Origin of the sequence: Serratia sp. J2, from assembly GCF_046269175.1 — a bacterium.
GTDB classification, from domain to species: domain Bacteria; phylum Pseudomonadota; class Gammaproteobacteria; order Enterobacterales; family Enterobacteriaceae; genus Chania; species Chania fonticola_C.
The window spans coordinates 84146-101534 of sequence record NZ_JBKABN010000022.1 but is presented as its reverse complement, the minus strand read 5'-3'; the positions used below and the strand labels follow the sequence as shown (position 1 = coordinate 101534).

At 52.1% G+C, this 17389-nt stretch carries 15 protein-coding genes and 1 pseudogene; 3 read left to right on the top strand and 13 right to left on the bottom strand.

Annotated elements, in window-relative coordinates; genetic code table 11:
- Positions 1-763 (top strand): phosphorothioated DNA-binding restriction endonuclease (locus ACKWMY_RS20795; protein ID WP_409486974.1); only part of this gene is annotated, 763 nt, incomplete at its 5' end.
- A 302-nt stretch (positions 764-1065) separates the two neighbouring features.
- On the top strand, positions 1066-2247 hold the full coding sequence (locus tag ACKWMY_RS20790; RefSeq protein ID WP_024530876.1) for a DUF4268 domain-containing protein: 1182 nt from the start codon (positions 1066-1068) through the stop codon (positions 2245-2247).
- Between the two features lie 66 nt (positions 2248-2313).
- On the opposite strand, the pseudogene ACKWMY_RS20785 reads toward ACKWMY_RS20790, so the two are convergent.
- The 4 genes and pseudogenes from ACKWMY_RS20785 to ACKWMY_RS20770 form a co-directional block, all read right to left on the bottom strand.
- Positions 2314-2492: pseudogene (locus tag ACKWMY_RS20785) on the bottom strand (IS256 family transposase); the annotation flags it as partial.
- 49 nt (positions 2493-2541) lie between these two features.
- Positions 2542-3225, bottom strand: a complete 684-nt coding sequence (locus tag ACKWMY_RS20780) for a response regulator transcription factor (protein WP_409486978.1) — start codon at positions 3223-3225, stop codon at positions 2542-2544.
- Between the two features lie 145 nt (positions 3226-3370).
- Positions 3371-4888: a sensor histidine kinase gene (locus tag ACKWMY_RS20775; protein ID WP_409486973.1), complete on the bottom strand. Its 1518-nt coding sequence runs from the start codon at positions 4886-4888 to the stop codon at positions 3371-3373.
- Positions 4889-4899: 11 nt separating this feature from the next.
- Positions 4900-6231, bottom strand: coding sequence for a vWA domain-containing protein (locus ACKWMY_RS20770; RefSeq protein WP_098928907.1), 1332 nt, complete (start codon positions 6229-6231; stop codon positions 4900-4902).
- Between the two features lie 337 nt (positions 6232-6568).
- Here ACKWMY_RS20770 and ACKWMY_RS20765 point away from each other — a divergent pair, with 337 nt between their 5' ends.
- A complete protein-coding gene (locus ACKWMY_RS20765) occupies positions 6569-7213 on the top strand; it encodes an acyl-homoserine-lactone synthase (RefSeq protein WP_409486972.1) in 645 nt (214 codons plus the stop codon).
- On the opposite strand, the gene ACKWMY_RS20760 is transcribed toward ACKWMY_RS20765, so the two are convergent.
- From ACKWMY_RS20760 to ACKWMY_RS20720, 9 genes are all read right to left on the bottom strand, one after another.
- Positions 7214-7930, bottom strand: coding sequence for a helix-turn-helix transcriptional regulator (locus tag ACKWMY_RS20760; protein WP_021179139.1), 717 nt, complete (start codon positions 7928-7930; stop codon positions 7214-7216).
- Positions 7931-10077: 2147 nt separating this feature from the next.
- The gene (locus ACKWMY_RS20755) at positions 10078-10611 is read right to left on the bottom strand and encodes a fimbrial protein (protein ID WP_199062461.1); all 534 of its coding nucleotides are present in this window, start codon (positions 10609-10611) and stop codon (positions 10078-10080) included.
- Positions 10608-11093, bottom strand: coding sequence for a fimbrial protein (locus ACKWMY_RS20750; protein ID WP_074028403.1), 486 nt, complete (start codon positions 11091-11093; stop codon positions 10608-10610). Before ACKWMY_RS20750 ends, ACKWMY_RS20755 begins: the two co-directional genes overlap by 4 nt.
- Complete coding sequence (locus ACKWMY_RS20745; protein ID WP_409486971.1) at positions 11090-11593, bottom strand: fimbrial protein; 504 nt, start codon at positions 11591-11593, stop codon at positions 11090-11092. The genes ACKWMY_RS20750 and ACKWMY_RS20745 overlap by 4 nt, the downstream gene beginning before the upstream one ends.
- Before the next feature lie 22 nt (positions 11594-11615).
- Positions 11616-12266, bottom strand: a complete 651-nt coding sequence (locus ACKWMY_RS20740) for a fimbrial protein (protein ID WP_409486970.1) — start codon at positions 12264-12266, stop codon at positions 11616-11618.
- A gap of 27 nt (positions 12267-12293) precedes the next feature.
- The gene (locus tag ACKWMY_RS20735) at positions 12294-13037 is read right to left on the bottom strand and encodes a fimbria/pilus periplasmic chaperone (protein ID WP_275505122.1); all 744 of its coding nucleotides are present in this window, start codon (positions 13035-13037) and stop codon (positions 12294-12296) included.
- A 103-nt stretch (positions 13038-13140) separates the two neighbouring features.
- Positions 13141-15672 carry an outer membrane usher protein gene (locus tag ACKWMY_RS20730; RefSeq protein ID WP_308872725.1) on the bottom strand — a complete coding sequence of 844 codons (2532 nt, stop codon included), beginning with the start codon at positions 15670-15672 and terminating at the stop codon, positions 13141-13143.
- 136 nt (positions 15673-15808) lie between these two features.
- On the bottom strand, positions 15809-16342 hold the full coding sequence (locus tag ACKWMY_RS20725) for a fimbrial protein (protein WP_196062174.1): 534 nt from the start codon (positions 16340-16342) through the stop codon (positions 15809-15811).
- 85 nt (positions 16343-16427) lie between these two features.
- Positions 16428-16955 (bottom strand): fimbrial protein, encoded by a 528-nt coding sequence (locus ACKWMY_RS20720; RefSeq protein ID WP_074028399.1) that lies wholly within the window; start codon positions 16953-16955, stop codon positions 16428-16430.
- Between the last annotated feature and the right edge of the window lie 434 nt (positions 16956-17389).

Sequence of the window (17389 nt, the reverse complement as noted above, 5' to 3'; positions counted from 1 at the left end):
ATATCAGCAAGGGCATGAGCGGCTGTTCAATTACGGCGAAGAGATCCATGCACCTCTATTGGAATTACTCAATAGCTTTGGCCCGCAGCGGCGCGACCATTACCCCACCATGCCGTTTTGGCGTTTACGCGGCGACGGGTTCTGGGAATTGCAGAATACAGAGCTTTGTAGCCCGCAGAAAGGCAGCAAAGAACCGCCGAAGCGGGAGATTATTGAACATGGCGTCAGCGGTGGCTTCGACGAAGAAAGCTATCAGTTGCTACGAAGCCAACCCGCTCTGATAGACAAGCTTGCACAGCAAATTCTGTGTGAGCATTTCCCCGACAGCGTTCAAGAGTTGATAGCCAATCGCCTGGATTTTCAGCTTGATGGAATACGTAAAGCACGTGACCCAGCATTCCGGCAAACGATCTTACGCGCCTATAACTATCAATGCGCAGTATGTGGCTACAACCTGCGGCACGACAGTACGTCCGTTGGTTTAGAAGCAGCCCATATCAAATGGAAGATGCACGGCGGCCCCTGCACCGTGACCAACGGATTAGCACTGTGCTCGTTGCACCACTCCGCATTTGATATGGGGGCGATCGGGCTTGATGACAGCATGAAACTGCTGGTTTCAGAAGGCGTAAACGGCAGCCGGATGGTCAAGCGGCTGTTCTGGGATTTTGCCGGCAAGGCGATTTGGCTTCCCAAGAGTGCCGAACATTATCCTTTGGATAGGTTTGTGGAGTGGCACCGGGGGCAGGTATTTAAGGGATGATGAAACTCTATTATTTCTATATATGTGTTGAGAATAGTTTTAATTTTTTTTATCGTTTATGATTACTTTCCTTGTAGTTATAATTTTTCGATACATTCCAAAATAGTTGATTTTTTTAACAGTTCTGATTTAAGGATTTTCATGAACAACAATGAGCAGCTTTTTTGAACGAGCTGGATGACAAATTTTGAAAGGCGGCTGACAAGCTACGCGTCAACATGGATGTCGGCCCTTTCTCCCCAAGCTTCTCTCGGGAAAAATAACCTTGCCGGAAGCAGAACAGACAGTAAGAGAGTTGGAAAATGTATAAAATTGATCGACCTACAAACAGCTTGCACTCACTCCTGGAAGTCTCGTTTAGCAGCCTTGGTTTTACCGAACGCTATCACCTACAAGAATGGCTTGCTAAAAATCCTCAAGCGTTGACCAAAAAAGAGGATTTTGACGATGAACTGCTGATTATCCAAAAAGAGTTTGCCGGATTTGACGATACCAAAGAACGCCTAGATCTTCTAGCTATCGACAAAAAAGGTAATCTAGTTATTATCGAGAACAAACTCGATGACTCTGGCCGAGATGTGGTTTGGCAGGCTCTGAAATATGCTGGTTACTGTGCCAATCTACGTCAGGAAAGCGTAGTTGAAATTTTCCAGCTTTATCTTGAACAATATGAACCCGATGAAAAGCGCAGTGCGGCAGAAGTGATTGCTGAATTTATGGGGTGGGAAAACCTTAAGGACGGTGTGCTGAACCGTAAGGGCACACAACGAGTCATCATGGTTGCGGCCAATTTTCGTAAAGAGGTTACCAATACCGCGCTTTGGTTAATGCAATTTGGTATTCGTGCTCAGTGCTTTAAGGTCACACCGTACCGCTTTAATGACGACGTATTTGTTGATATTCGCCAAGTTATTCCTACCCCCGAAGCCGAATCTTACATGATCGGTATGGCACAAAAGGAAGCAGAGGAACAATCCACCTCAAGTAGCAACGAATTGCAACAACGCCACTATCTGCGCCGTGAATTCTGGACGCAGGCTCTGGAGAAATTACGCAGTAGCCGCTGTGATCTCTTTAATAATCGAGCTCCATCAACCGATCATTGGCTGGCTGCTGGCTCTGGCCTAAGCGGTGTACCTTTCGAGCTTATTTTTTCTCAAAAAGTCGTCCGAGTGCAACTGAATTTATCTCGTGGCGATGCGTTGGAAAATACTTGGCTATTTGATCGCATGTTCGAACAAAAAGAACAAATCGAGAGTGTTTTTGGTGCAGAGCTAGAATGGCGTCCACTGCCAGAGCGAAAAAGTTGCCAGATTGCCTTTTCCAAAGCTTTCGATGGGATGGACAAAGAACAATGGCCCACGATTATTGACTGGATGATCGAGCATATGTCCCGACTGGAAAATGCACTGAAACAACCTCTGGCAGAACTGGCTATTAAACTTAAGCAAAGTGGGCTGCTAACTGAGGGAGAGGAAGTGTAAATGCTGATTGAAGACGATTGGAAGCAACTCAGTCTGGGCTGGTTTTCCGGACAAAGTTGGGAGTTGCTAAAGGTGATCGTTTAGACGGCCACCGAATTCGATAATAAAGCGGCTCATTGCCAACAGCCAGTTCTAGATCGGCATACTTCATTTTTTCGACGGCGACTTGTTCGTCAGATAAACGGCCTTAGTGCTGAGTCGTCCGTCGGCTACTCTTTATGCTTCTTTATCACCTGCCGGATCATGGGCCACCTAATTATCTCACCTTCAGCATCTGATAATCTGCCCCCACTCCTAACCCAAATACCGATACCCCATCCCATGCACGGTGCGGATCAGCAACGGACTATTCGCATCAAGCTCAATGGTCTTGCGCAGCTTGGAGATATGCTGGTCCAACGTGCGGCTATTGGGCAGGAAATCATAACCCCAGGCAGCATCGAACAGCATCTCACGCGTGACGACCTTGTTCTTGTGCTGATAGAGGCACTCCAGGATTTTCACCTCGCGCAGTGAAAGCTCCAGCCGCGCCGCTTGTCGCAGAGCGCACAGCTCATTCGGGTAAACGGTTAAATCACCAAAGCAAAAACTGGCATCTGGCTGCGCGGTTTTGCTACGCAGGCAACGCCTGGCGATAGTTTTGATCCTGGCGCGGATCTCGTGAATGCCAAACGGCTTGCTGATGTAATCATCTGCCCCCAGTTCCAACCCGACCACCCGGTCGATCTCTTCATCCTTGGCAGATAAAAAGATAATCGGGAGCTGCTCATCCTGTTTGCGGATCTCTCGGCATACCGCGTAACCATCCAGCTCCGGCATCATGATATCGAGGATGATAAAATCCGGTTTTTCCTGCTGATACATCTCCAGCGCCACTTTGCCATTCTCTGCAGCGATCAGGCTGTAACCCTCGCGGGAGAGCGCTTCTACCAATCCCTGGCGAATGTTCGTATCGTCTTCAACGACCAGTATTTTCATCATGACTCCCTGTGGTTGATGCTATTAGCGGTGATGTTCGATTATCGCCTGCGGTGCTGTGTTTTCCCCTCACCCCAACCCTCTCCCACAGGGAGAGGGAGCGGGTACGGTGCCAGAATCAGGTGCAGTAGCCCATTTGATGTCGTCAGTTATTTGATGGTATTGCGCGCGCCAGCCGCAAGGTGAAGCGCACCCCAGGCGACTGCGGTGCAACCAGGATCTCCCCGCCCAGGCTGTGCGCCAGCTGCTGGGCAATCGTCAGGCCAATGCCGGTGCCCGAAACGCCCTCGGTAATGCCTGACTTCACCCGGTAAAAGGGCAGGAAGATCATCCTGAGCTCTTTCTCGGCGATACCGGCACCATAATCCCGCACGTGAATATCGACATGATCTGCACTGCACGCCACCAGCATATCGACCTGTTTACCGGCCGTGGCGTACTTCTCTGCGTTGCTCAGCAGGTTATTGATAATCTGCGTCAGGCGATCGATATCACTCTGCACCACCACGCTTTCGCCTAACGAGAGTGAGATCGCCATCCCCTTGGCCTGATATGACGGCATGAAGGTCTGCGCAATCTTCGTCAGCAGCGGGTTGAGATCGATAGGCTGAAAGTGCAGCTTCGGTTCACGGGTAAAACTCAAAATGTTCTGGATCAGGCGCGATAAGCGCTGGCTCTCACCGATAATCACGTCCAGATAGCGCAACCCTTCATCGTGCTGTTCGTCCAGCTCCTCTTTCAGCAACTCGGCATACAGCGTGATATTGGTCAGCGGCGTTTTCAGCTCGTGGGACACCTGGCTGACAAAACCCACCTGCTGGCGCGCCAGCCGTGCCGTCTGGGTGTATTCCCGGTAAAGGCGGAAAATGATCAAACCCATGATGGCCAACATTAGCAGGATAAACGCCCCGCCCCACAGGTAGACCGCCGTAGTGCTGACCGCTTTGCCGTAATAGCTCACCTGCCAGCCAGTAAGTGGATAAGGCAGGCTTTGCTCGGCTAGGGGTTGCAGGTTTCCTAGGGTGACGTATGGGTTGCTTTGGTACAGCAGGCGTCCGTTCTCTACCAGCACCAGCGTGTCGCTACCAAAATCGACGTTGACCGTATTAATCACGTCCGACAACAGCTTGATATAAGGAACCCGAAATCCGATGGTATCGCTGCCAATCGTACGCCAGTAGATTAGCAACGGCTCCTGCACCTCGCCGGTGATGTACCAGCCGGATTGTGGGACAGCCATTTCGCTTTTTACGCTGTGGCCGTAAAGCAAAGAAGGATCGTTCACCAGCGGCGTGATGGCCTGAACCCAGGCGAGTTCTTTTTGGCTCAGCGGGCCGTTTTCGTTGGGGTACAACAACCGATTTTTCTGCAGGACAAACACGCCATCAATGTCGTGATCTTTCTCGACCAGCTCCTTGAGCGCCTGTTCGTTGGGTTGAATGTAGTCGGTGATCGCGTCCAGCCGCGTCGCTTTCTGCCGCAGAATATCCATAACGCTGTCGCTGGCCTGAACGGCGCGCGTTTGTGCCATGGTCTGGGATTGGTAATGGCGTAGCAACACTTCGTGCTCGAGGGTGCGCACTCCCAGATAGGCGATCAGGCTGAAGACCGCCACGGTGATGATGATAAAAACCGTCAAACTTCTGGAAGTACGCTGGCTCATTTGGCTCCCTGCTACTGGTTCTTCTGGGTTTTGATGTTGTAGTTCTGTTCTTTCACTGCCTTACGGGTTGATTCCTTGCTGTCGCTTTCCATTTTACCCATCAGGTCTTTGTTCTTCTGCGCGCTGGCTTCGGCTTTTTGTCTGGCTGGGGCGGCACTGACGGGTAGGCTTTCCAAGGCTGCCGCATTAGCGCTAAATACCTGCTTGGCCTCTTCCATTTTGCCTGCATCCATCAGCTCTACCGCGCGCTCATTTTCAATCGCTGCCTTCTGAATGGCCGAATCCACCAACACCTCATCAACCTGCGCGGCGCTCACGTCCTTAGCGGACTGGCTATAACGTACCACCACCTTTTCATTGAAGGTATCGACCTGCTTGGTACTCAGGTTGGCGTAACGCACGTTAACATCGGCTAGCGGTTTGCTCTGGGCGTTGCTGCCCTTGGCCGGGATCACTTCCAGCAGAACATATTTTTCCTGATTGGAATACAGCTGGTTCAGTTTTACGGTGACCGTATTGCCGCTGATGCTGCCATCACGCCCCAGCAGGCGAACCGGCGTAACCTTATCGGCGGTTTTGATCACCACCACCACATCCTGTGCCACCACGGACATGGCGTCGTTAAACTCGTGGGCGAAGGTCTTTTCCAAATCGCTGGATTGCTCAACAAAGGCATGGTTGCCATCGCTATAGCCAGCAATGGTGGTCATCAGATCTTCGTTATAACCATCACCAATGCCGATGGTGGTAATGGCGATACCTTTCTTGGCCGCCAGTTTAGCCAGCTCGGCTAGCTCACTGTTGGAGGTTGGCCCAACGTTAGCCTGCCCGTCGGAAAGCAGAACAATGCGATTAACCTGCTCTTTATCCAGATGCTTGCTCACCTGATCGATACCCTTGCTCACCCCGGCAAACAGCGCCGTCATCCCACGCGGTTCAATACTTTTGTTAATTTTATTAATCAGTTCTTTGGTATCTTTGACCTTGGTCGCCGGGATCACCACCTCAACCCCGGAGTCATAGGCAACGACCGAAAGCGTGTCATTACCGTTAAGCATGTTAACAGCGGCGATCGCCGCCTTTCTGGCGTTTTCGATGCGATCGCCACTCATTGAGGTGGAGCGGTCGATGACCAACGCCAGATTGATCGGGCTACGTTTTTCCTGCGGCAGCGGATAGCCCACCAACGAGATTTTCAGGTAGTTTTTATCCTGGGTATTTTCCAACACCACGGGCGAGGCAACTTCAGACTTGACGACGACCTTGGGGGCCGCCGGGGCTGCGCTAGCACTCCAGGGCAGCACAGACAGGGTGAATAACGCAAAAATACATTTCAGATCCATGGTGAAGCTCCTTGTCAAAAGAATCGCATCCATTCTTGCCCGTCTCGGCCAGCGAGTTGTCTGTTATCTGTATAAAGATGTAAAAAATGGGTAAAAGTTGCCGGTGCTTGCAGATCCCTCCGTTTCGCATGCGCTAAGAAACATATCACTTTTAAGCCCGGAGTGCCGCCTAAAACACCTTTCCCAGCACCGGCTAAAAACCAGTTAATTCCTATAATAAGGTTACGTAAATCTATTAAAAAGCATTATCATTCCTCTGTACCGGCATGCTCTTAATGAAACTTCACTGATGTTACCGGATGAACTTATCTCTATATATTCATTCACAGGTGACATTATGTTTAATATTTACAGCGTTAACTATGCTTCAATGAGCAATGAGAAATCTGAAGATCTCTTTATGTTAAGAAAAAATACCTTTAAAGACAGACTGCAATGGGCAGTCGACTGTTCGGATGGCAAGGAGGTCGATCAGTTTGACAATGACAAGACCAACTATATTTTTGGCGTGGAGAACGGCATGATTATATGTGGAACCAGGATGATAGATATGAAATACAATAATATGTTGAACAGTACATTTTCCTCATTCTTTAACAATGTCAACATTCCAGAAGGCAACTACATTGAATCCACGCGTTTCTTCGTGGATAAAGAAAGAACCCACTCGCTGTTAGGCCGTAAGTTCCCTGTTACTATGGCTTTGTTTCTCTCACTGATTAACTATGCGCAACAACATCATTATGATGGCATTCTTGCCGTTGCCAGCCATGCGATGATGCATATCATCAGAACCTCGGGCTGGAATGTCACCGTGTTGGAAACCGGTGTTTCCGAGAAAGATGAGCCGGTCTATCTGTTGCTCGGCCATGTCGACTCTGAGAGCCAGAGGAAGCTAAAAGCCAAGATATTCAGCAAGCACAGCGCAGCGGACGAAACCAAGTTGAACGACTGGCCGTTGGCGGCTGAGCCTTCTTTGTAATCAACTAACCGGTTTAATCAGTTGAAGTTCCACACCTAGACGTATTGCATGCCGGGCATTTGCGACTCCCAGCTTTTTGACGATGTTGGACATATGAAACTTGACCGTACGCGTAGTGATCCCGAGGATCATCCCCGTCTCCTGATAGGTTTTGCCCACGCTGGCCCAGTAGAGGATTTCGTTTTCCCGTTCGGTAAATTGGGCGCTTTTTTCCGAGCGAGAGGCGTTTTTTTCCGACAACGAATTCAAGGTTAGGTAGATCTCATGCACTGACGCCAGTAAAACAGAAATATCACCTTTATTCTTGATCAGCGTTTGGGTTAATTCCGCTCTGGTTTCAGGAGCAAGAATAAAAGATAAGGTGACCAGGTTATTATTATAATCATGCAATACAAACGTATAGCCGTTATTCAGCCCAAATTTCCTGGCCCGCTCGAAGAGTTCGGAAAAATGAAAACCGCCTCCTGTCATCAGATTTTCATCCCAGGAAAATGGCGTTAACCGGTTTAGCGCGGTGATCACCACCGGATCGGTATACTGTAAACCATTGGCTTTATAATGCTCTACCCATTCCCCCGGATAGTTGGTTACCCCAAAGATACAGGACATATCTTTTTTCGATAACACCACATACGCCCAGATGAATTCCCCGAGATCGTTTAATGTCGCTTCGAGGTGCGTTTTGATAATGTTACTAATATGTTCTTCGTTTTCCATTAACGACCTGCCCCCGATTGCTTAAATAATTTCTACCTTGCCGAATATAGCAGATAAGGACGCCAGGCAGAAGGCTCCGAGTTTTCTGCCCCCTATCCCTTTCAGGGGTTGTGCTAGTCATAGCCAGGCAGCCCCACTCATAACAGCTGGCATGCTCAGCACGCCATCCAACACTGTGATAACACTGCAGATAACATCGGCTATACGATAGGCAGGAAGTCGAACGAAACGTAGGAGCAAAGCCTTAACGAGGTGTATGAATAGATCTACCCCTAAAAAAATCCACGCCGGAACGTGGATTCAATTGCCTAGCCAAGGACAAGCATCTTTTACTCGAAGTAGACCTCGGGGTTATCCGCCAGCAAAACGAAATAAACGTGCGCTATTGATTGACTAAGAAAGATCTATAGGAAAACCTTTCACCCGACTCGAAAAGATAAAAATCATTTTATTTCAATAAATTAAAATTATTTTATGGAGCTTTTCACTGTGTACTTCTGTTCACCCACAGGTGAAAACTTGAAGCACGGACACAAAAAACTGACCTGAGCCAGTTTTAAAACTGGCGCAGGCACCAAGGATTAGATGACAGTAGTGGTGACAGCAGAGCGCAACAAGGATCCACTGGCCATCAGATGATCGATTATCGTTCCAAATTTATTCTGCGAGAAGATCCCCGCGGTTCACCTCCAGTGCCATGCCAAAGAGAACGACGACGAGCAGTTCAAACACAAGACGGGTCATCGTTCCCCCAAACAAGTTTGGGTTCCCGGGAAGAATTCCCCCCGATCGCGTTTACCCAGCCTATGAAAGGGACGTTTATACCCGTTGTTCACGACTTAGATGGAGATACGGTACCAATAGCAGTGTGTTCCCATCCAGGAATTTGTTCGGTTCAACAGGATCCCGAGTCGTTGGAGGGAGGGCAGTTATCATGAGGCCAATAGCATTAATCCCCGTAGCCCCCGGTGATGGTCACTCCCATGTGGCCACGATAACCCCCGACCCGGAGTACGATCCAGCAGATGGTTGGATACTGTCGATGGTGCTTAGTAGATCGATTACTGCAGTCGGGTCAACGGATACGGTCACATTTGTCGTGCCCTCACGTTGTACATACAACCGTGAGTCGACTGTATCCTTCCCATTGTACAACGCTATACCTGAAGGTGTAGTCAAGGACACAGATGCCTTCCCGCTGCACCGAACGTTTGCAACACCATGAGCGCGCGACACGACACTCCCGGTGGTAGTCGTCGTATGTTCGATCATCCGAGGAGACTCTATGGAACACGTCACCGGAGGTGTGATCTCTCGACATCCACTGCCCTGATAAGAGGTCATGAATTGCCACCCAGCCCGTTGCCAAGTGCTGTCATATTGCAGGCTAAAGGTTCCTGAACAGCTAGCCCCACCCGTGACCCGGCGACTTTCATGATAAGGAACTTGTATGCGTTGTACACGGGAGATCAGATCAGGTTTCTTGGCTCCATAGAGCCCAGGATACGGGAGGCCGAAGCACGTATCCCACTGAGTATATCCTCCGGTACCGGCATATCCGGAGAGTACGTAACGGTGCTCGGGGTGGTCCAAATGCCGATCCCATAGGGACACGCTAATGAGGCAATTACCGTCACGCCAATTGAGTGACATCCACCCCCATGTATCGTTTTCAAGTGATACGGTCACATATGGCTGTGGAGAGACGGAGTACAGTCCTTCCACTTGCAAGGCCGATGTATTTGAGGTGTAACTAGAGATCGAGGTCGCAATAATTAGTAGCGTAGTTCTGTGTAGTTTCATTAAGCAGTCCCAGGTCGTTCAAAAGGCGAATCGGCGAATCATAGCCAATACCCATATATTCCACCGTGCCTCATACGCCCGCAGCCGCGCCTCGGAGTCTGCGATTGACAGCCCCCGCCGACGGGCCTGCTCGTAAAGCCGCAGGCGCTTTATTCGGTGATTTTCTAATGCGCGGGGCGCTATTGCGGTTCCCTCAGGGGTAAACCACACGCCCAGCCAGTCAAAGCCTTGTTCAATTCTTCCCAATTGGGTTTTATCCGGGTGCGTTTCAAAGCCCGCCAGATTGAAATAATGGTGCAGTTGCTTAACACAGCGCCGCGGCTGCCAGCCAGTCGGATGCCGCCTTACTCATATTCCAGTCTAAAGGTGGCAATAGCGCTAAACGGCCCGCGCACTATTCGCCGCTGGGCAATCGCCTCTGGCTCCCCCTGCACATAGGCCAGCACCGTCAGGGTGTTATTGCCAGCAATCAGCCGGTATCCCTCACCGGCCTTGTTCAACGGCAAAGGTTGGCCGCCCTGGGTTTCCATACCGATTGCGATGCCGGAGGCCTTGCTGCCGCCGTCAATCGCCAGCAGCCCCTTAAGGCTCGGGTTTTCCGTGCCGCTGAAGGTCACTTTGACCGTTTTCCCCAGGCTCAGATCGCACTCCCCCAGGCGAATATCGAACGCCTGCCCGTGGGTGCGTTCATTGGCGTAAAGGTATTTGTCGATCACCGTGCCAAAATCCAGGCGCACGTTCTCGTCCCCCGGCGCAATCACGCAGGGTTCGGCGACCAGTGCACCATGCAGGCGAACGTTGTCGGCCTGCACTTGCCCGCTAAACGCCAGAACCCCGGCGATCAGCACTGCATTAAGCTGTTGCCCACATCCGTTCATTGGTAAACCGCCTTCAGGGTAGCCGTGGCCTCGAACGCCCCTTCTTTTAACGTCGATCCTGGCCGCTTCACCGGCACCGCTTCCAGTTGTGGCGGGTTAGTTGGGTTGATGGCTATCGGCTTGTTCAGCTCGAAGGGAACGCCGTTTTGCCTGATCTGGATCGCCAGATCGGTGATATTGGTGATGACGCCCGCCTTGTCGTAAGTCGCCACTTTCCCGGCAATTTCCAGCGTCATCCGCCAGGCATTGGCATCGGGAACGCAGCTAATCTGGTAATTCATCGGCTGCAAATAGTTCACCCCATCCACCTTTTTAACCCCGACCCGGTTTCCGAAATCGACATCAACATTGCCACCGTTATTAATGGTACAAGCCGGGGGCTCAACCAGGGTGCCGTAGAACTTCATGTTCTCCGCCGCCAGCCCTGGGGTGCTCAGTGCTCCGCAGGCCAGCAGCAAGACCATGCCTGAATAACCTTTCATCGGTATTCCACCTTCATCGTCGCGCCAGCGGAAAACGCCCCGCCGCTCAGCCTGGCACCGCTGCGCTTCACCGGCACCGCCTCAAGCGTTGGCTGATCAGGATAAGTAAAATTCAACCAGCCGTTGATCGGCAGCTGCTTGCCGTTGTTCAGCAGCGCAATGCCAAAATCCGTCTTGTTGGTTTTCAATACCCCTGCGTCAAACGCCGCCCCCTGACCATCAATCCGCATCCGCACCGCATTTGACGCACCACCCTGGCATTTCAGCGTGTAGTTGATCGGCATTTTTTTGTACTCGCCGTCCACACGGGTGGTCATCACGTCGTTGCCGAAGTTCACTTCAATCAGCTTGTTGTCGTTGACGTCACATGGCGGTGCCGTCAACGTGATTTTGACGGTCACCGTGGCGGTAGCCGTTTTCGCCATGGCCGGGAAACCTCCGCCCCAGGCCATCAGCGCCAGGCACGCCGCAGACAACGCCAGCCCCAGCCTGCATAACATCGTTGTCTCCACATCACCCGCCTTAGTCATAATTGAGCCTGAAATCCACATGGGCCGAATAGGCCCCCGCCTGCAACGGCGTTCGGGTGCGCTCCAGCTTTACGACATAGTCCAGTTGATCCTGCCCTACAGCCAGCATCAACGGCGCACCTCGGCTCCCCAGGCGGATATCCCTGCCGAGTTGGTCCACCATGCGCAACGCCACGCCGGATGCCCCGCGCACCGCGATTAACTGCGGGTTATCCGCATCCGCCGGGGCAACAAAACTCAGCGACACCGCCGGTTGGTGAGCACTCCACAACAGATTGCCATTGCGCTCATCGCGGTTGTTCGCCGGGGTACGCAGGCAATCCTGCAAGCGCAACCGCACCGCCACCGGCGTGCCCTGTGCGCCAATCTGCGCCAACCGGGCGGTGCCGGTTTCCCCCAACCACACATCCTGATAAGCCGAGGTCATCTCCAGGCGGCAGGCGCTTTCGGTCAGCGCACCACGCACATGCAACACCCCGTTAGCACCGTCAACGTTCCAGTTATCCGCCGCGCCGGCCTCAGGCATCAGCGCCAACATGCTGCCAATCACCACTGGCACCATCAGTGCCGCAGCCACCCTGGCCAACAGATATTGCCGCTCAGGGCAAGACAGGAAGCCGTTCCGTTGTTTTTGCTGCTGCATGTTCAGTTCCCTCTCTACACCCGGTTATCAGCTTGGTTTGACGGGCTTGGCCTTGCATTCGGCGCCACCGCAGTTGAACTGCAATTGCGGACGGCCGCCGTAGTCATTGACATAAGTCAGTACCGGCGCATTGCCCAGCGCTGCCACGCCGACGTTCAACATCTCTTTGCCTTTTGGCGCCACCATCACCGGTTCAAAGCCCTTGGCGCTGGCGCTCCCCGGTTTACTGCTAGCATCCACAATGGTGATGTAATACGGCGTTGGGTTGTTCACCTGGTATTTGTCGCCCTGCCTGGTCAGCGTTAGCTGCTCCTGCCAAGGGGCCGCACCTTCGGTATTGCTCAGTGCTTTTGGCCGGTAAAACAGTTTGATCCGCGTTTGCAACGCCAGTTGTAGCGTGTTGGGCTTTTCACTCTTTGGCGGGATCTCACGCAGGTTGAAATAGAACAGCGTCTCGCGATCCTGCACCAACAGGTTGGCGGCCGGTAAGGCCTGCACCTTGATCTGGCTTTTTGCCCCCGGCTCCAGGCGCTGTAACGGCGGTAACACCGTCAAAGGCGTAGTGATTTTATTGCCCTGCGCATCTTCCACCCAGCCTTGCGCCAGGTATGGCAACTGCTTGTTTTCGTTGCTGATGGTCAGGCTGGTCGATTTTTCACCACCGTTAAACACCACCCGGGTACGATCCAGCGCTATCGCGGCCTGGGCCTGCTGAAGGCCCAACACCCCGGCCAGCAAGCTGCCCGCCAACGAATAAAGGGATTGACTCATTAGGTTCATCATTAATTACTCACTTTCTTTAAATTCAATAAAAAAGCCGGGGAGGGGGAGAAACAGCTCCGGCCTGCCACTATGGCTAAATACGTTTCCGTCGTTATTCCGCCGTCTCCGCCGGCAGCAGGCGGCACGGCAACAACAGGTTGGCCAAATCGTCTTGCGGAATGTGCTCCGGCAATGTCAGCGCACACTGCGCCCGCCCGTCCCATCGCACGGTCATCTCCTCATTCGGGTTAATGCCGCTCAGGTACAGGCTGCCACCATCGTTAACAATGCCCACATCCTGCTGTTTGCGGTTTTTCACCGTGGCGCCAAACGGCGGCGTCGAACCGTCCGCCAGGCGGATCACCGCCATCGCTTTCTCACCGGCGATCACTTCAAATCGGCGATAACCAATCGCCCCTTCGGTCAGGGTGGCCTGCACCACTGAACGCGTCGCTTCGGCATTCTCCGGCAGCTTGTTAACATCAATGCTGATCCGGTTGCGGTAATAACTGCTGACATCCGTCACCACCGCCTTGCCGAAGCGGTTGGTGCGCGTCACCGCGCCATAGCCGCCAATAGGAATATCCGCCACGCCGCCGGTGTCCACCATCATGCGGGTGCCACCCATCATCCCTGACCTGTGCAGCGCCGCACCTTTCACGGTGGCGGTCGCCCCCCCTTGCAGCGATATCCCGGCCGACGAATAACGCCCTTCCTGGTAGCTGGCATTGGCATTTACCTGCGCCATATCGCCCTGATGGGTGTAATAAGCGCTCGCCAATGCACCGTTGCGTGAGATGCCGCTGCCCAGCTGATAGCTATCGCCGTTTTCCAGCCGATCGTAGTACCCCACCTGATGGGTGTTGTCGTTACGGTCATAGCTGCCGCTGTAGCTGACCGAGCCGTTGCTCCCCCACGGCATCGACAGCGAGAGGTACATGCCGTCGTCATTGACGCCGTTATACTTATTGCGATACCCCGTCAGTGACAGGCTCAGGTTCCTGAACCGGCCGATATCAAAATTACGTGACAGCGTCAGGGTGTAACGATCGTTGGCTGCGCTGTCCCAGTAAGTCTGATGGTTGTAGTTCAGGTAGGCACTTAATCCGAGATCGCGTAAGTGCTGGCTGAAGCTGATGGTGTACATCTCCTTGCTGTTCTGGTTGCGCGTGCCATAGGTGCGCGCATCCAGGAATTCACTCATCGACATGTAGTTCCGCTCCGAGAAGCGGTAGCCGGCAAAGGTCACCTGGCTGTCGTACTCATCGAAGTTTTTCGAGTAGCTCAGCCGATAAGAACCACCTGTTAGGGTGGCGTCTTCCAACTGCGCCAAACGCGCCCGCGACTGGGTCACATCAAACGACAGTGCACCGAACATCATCAGATCCCGCCCGATACCGACCGCCAGGGCGTTGTAATCACCGCCCGCTACGCCGCCGCCGTACAGTGACCAGCCATTGCTGACGCCCCAGGAAAACTCGCCGGTCGCAAACAGCGGCCCGTTGGTATTGTGTTTCCAGTCCGAGGGGCGGCCGCTCGCCAGTTTGTAGCGCACCGTCCCCGGCCGGGTTAGATACGGGATGCTGGCGGTATCGAGGCGGAATTCCTGTACGCTGCCGTCTTGTTCTTCAACCCGCACATCCAACTGCCCAGAGACCGCATCATTGATGTCCTGAATGCGGAACGGGCCGGACGCAACCTGGGTTTCATACAGCACACGCCCCTGCTGGCTAACCACCACCTTGGCGTTGGTGCGTGCTACCCCGGTGATCTCCGGAGCGTAACCGCGCAGGTTCGGCGGCAACATACTGTCGTCGCTGATCAGGCTGGCACCGGTAAACCGGAAACTGTCAAAAATGTCGGAATACAGGAAGTTCTCCCCGACCGACAGCTTGGCCCCCAAACGCGGGACCGCGCGATAGGCGTAATAACGGCTCCAGTCCCAGCTCTGCTGCGTCGGCTGCCCGCGACCGGTTTGATGATCCAGCCGCGTTTGCCAGTCTGCCCGCAGCCGCCAGGCACCCAGATTGGCCCCCACCGTGCCGTTGCCGCTGAGGTTATATCCCTGCTGCCCCCGCTGCTGTTGCCGTTGGGCCTGCGCGTTGAGGTAATAATCCAACAGCAACCCTGGCACGCCCTCATCCCAACGCGACGGCGGATCCCAGTTGTCGGCGGCATATTCCAGATAGGCCTGAGGCAAGCTAACAGTGAGGCTGGCGCTGCCCAAATCGGCACGCGCCGACGTGCCCGGCAGGCTATCCACCGACAGACACTCACCTTGATGCCACCAGGTCAGTTTTTCTTTCACGTCCGGTTTTAAGCCGAACTGTTCTACCATTGCCGGGCTGATGCACGCGGCGCTATCGTCAGCGTCCTGCTCCGCCGGGTAAAAAGTAACGGTTTGCTCAGGCAGCTCCTGCTTATTAACGCGGACCAACATCATATAATCGCCCGGCATGATATATCCGCCACGCGAGAACTGGCCCAGATCAATATTTTCGCGATCTTTTACATCCAGAACGTCGGTATTGAACTGCACCTCTTCCGCACTGGCGTAATACCCAAAAAGACCCAACGCGCAGGCAATACAAATCCCTACTGCACGAGGGCGGAAGGGTAATAAATTCCAGCTCGGCATTATCATGCTCATCAATCCCTTTCTTCTTATTTTTACGCCAGCGCTATCAATGAAAAACTTTGTATTTCCACGAACAGGAAATAAGTGACAGGCACATCTGGTGATTTAAAACCTAACGTTTTTCCACGTTATTATCATCCAATCAGTAATAGTCCATTTTAAACCTAATGGTTGAGGTGTATTCTCCACTGCGTAATTGCTGTTGATTGCTGACCAGCCGCAGCGAATAATTTAGTGCTCTGTCACCTTCGGTAATATCAAGCAACGGCGTTGGATTGCCAGGTGATACGATATTTCCCTCGCTGTCGCTAAGCTGTAACGCAACGCCGCGAGCTTGCCCATCGACACCGAATAATCCATTATCCACCCGCCCATCGAATGTCACCTGAAAGCGTTGCCACTTCGCTAAATTTTCATCAATGCGTCCTAACACACAATTAACCAGGCGAATACTGAATGGGCGAATAGCGCCTTGCCCATCGCGTATAATTTGGCTCAATGGTGCTACTGACATATCAATAGTCTGATCGCGGCTATTGGTATCAATGGCGCAGGCCGTTTCAATTACGGCGCCTTGCATGTTAACCCGCCCCCAACCCGCCGCAGCCAGGCTGCTTTGCATTGGTAACAGCATTAACAGGCAAAACGCCGAATAAAGCATTTCTGGCTGTTTCATCTCATCATTCTCCCACGAGTCATTCTGGCAAGAATGTATGCGGGGCACGGCCCGCATACATGATTAATCCTGTCAACAAGCCAAATTATTTGTAGTTCAGAATGAAGTTGGCCACGCTCTGGAATTTACCCGGAACGATAGATTTATCATCGCCGCCGTCGCCTTTCAGATAAGCGCTGAAGGCCAAAGTCGCTTCAGAAGCACCGGCGCTGATCAGTTGACCCGCGCTTGGTTTACCCAGTGCAATCAGGTTATTGCTGCCATCGGTAATTGCAATGCTGGCGCCTTTGGCATCACCGGTCATACCCAACAGGCCATTTTTGCCAGCCGCACCATCAAAAGTAGTGGTCACTGTTTTAGCGGTGTCCAGGCTGCATTTTTCCAGGCGAATTTCAAACGGCTTCGGGTCAGAGTTACCACCATTCAGCAGGGAAACGTTCGACACTGCGCCCAGATCAACGGTCTGATCAACAGACTTGGGATCAATTGAGCAAGGTGCATCAATAATAGAGCCAGTGAAGGTAACTTTACCATGTCCTTCATCTGCAGCCTGTGCACCAGAAATAGTACCGAATGCCAAAACTGCGGCCATCATGATTTTATTCAATTTCATTTCAACTTTATCCTTTAAAGGGTCCATTCCCATTTGTGTGAAGTCGCCAATTATTCAGGTTCACACAACCGGCACATGGAAGAGAGGTTTACGCCTCTCTTCTGCATGCCATGTCATAGCTACCGGCAACTGGAAATATGATATATCCCAAAAAATTAAAAAGCTAAAAAATCTAATTAATAGCAAAAAATTGGATGAAAACTCTGAAATTAAATAAAATTAACCAATATATCAGCATATAAAACTAAGGAATGGCGACCCGTTAAAAACTAAAACTCCTTTAATTTCAACCCTGTTTCAGGCGGAAAATAATTTCCTCAAAAGGAGTTGACTGCCAGTACTGACCTACCCTAGATTCTACTAATCTTGTTTCAAGACTAATCTTAGTATTGAATATTTTGATGTTTGTACACCAGAATCAAATAGGTATCCGC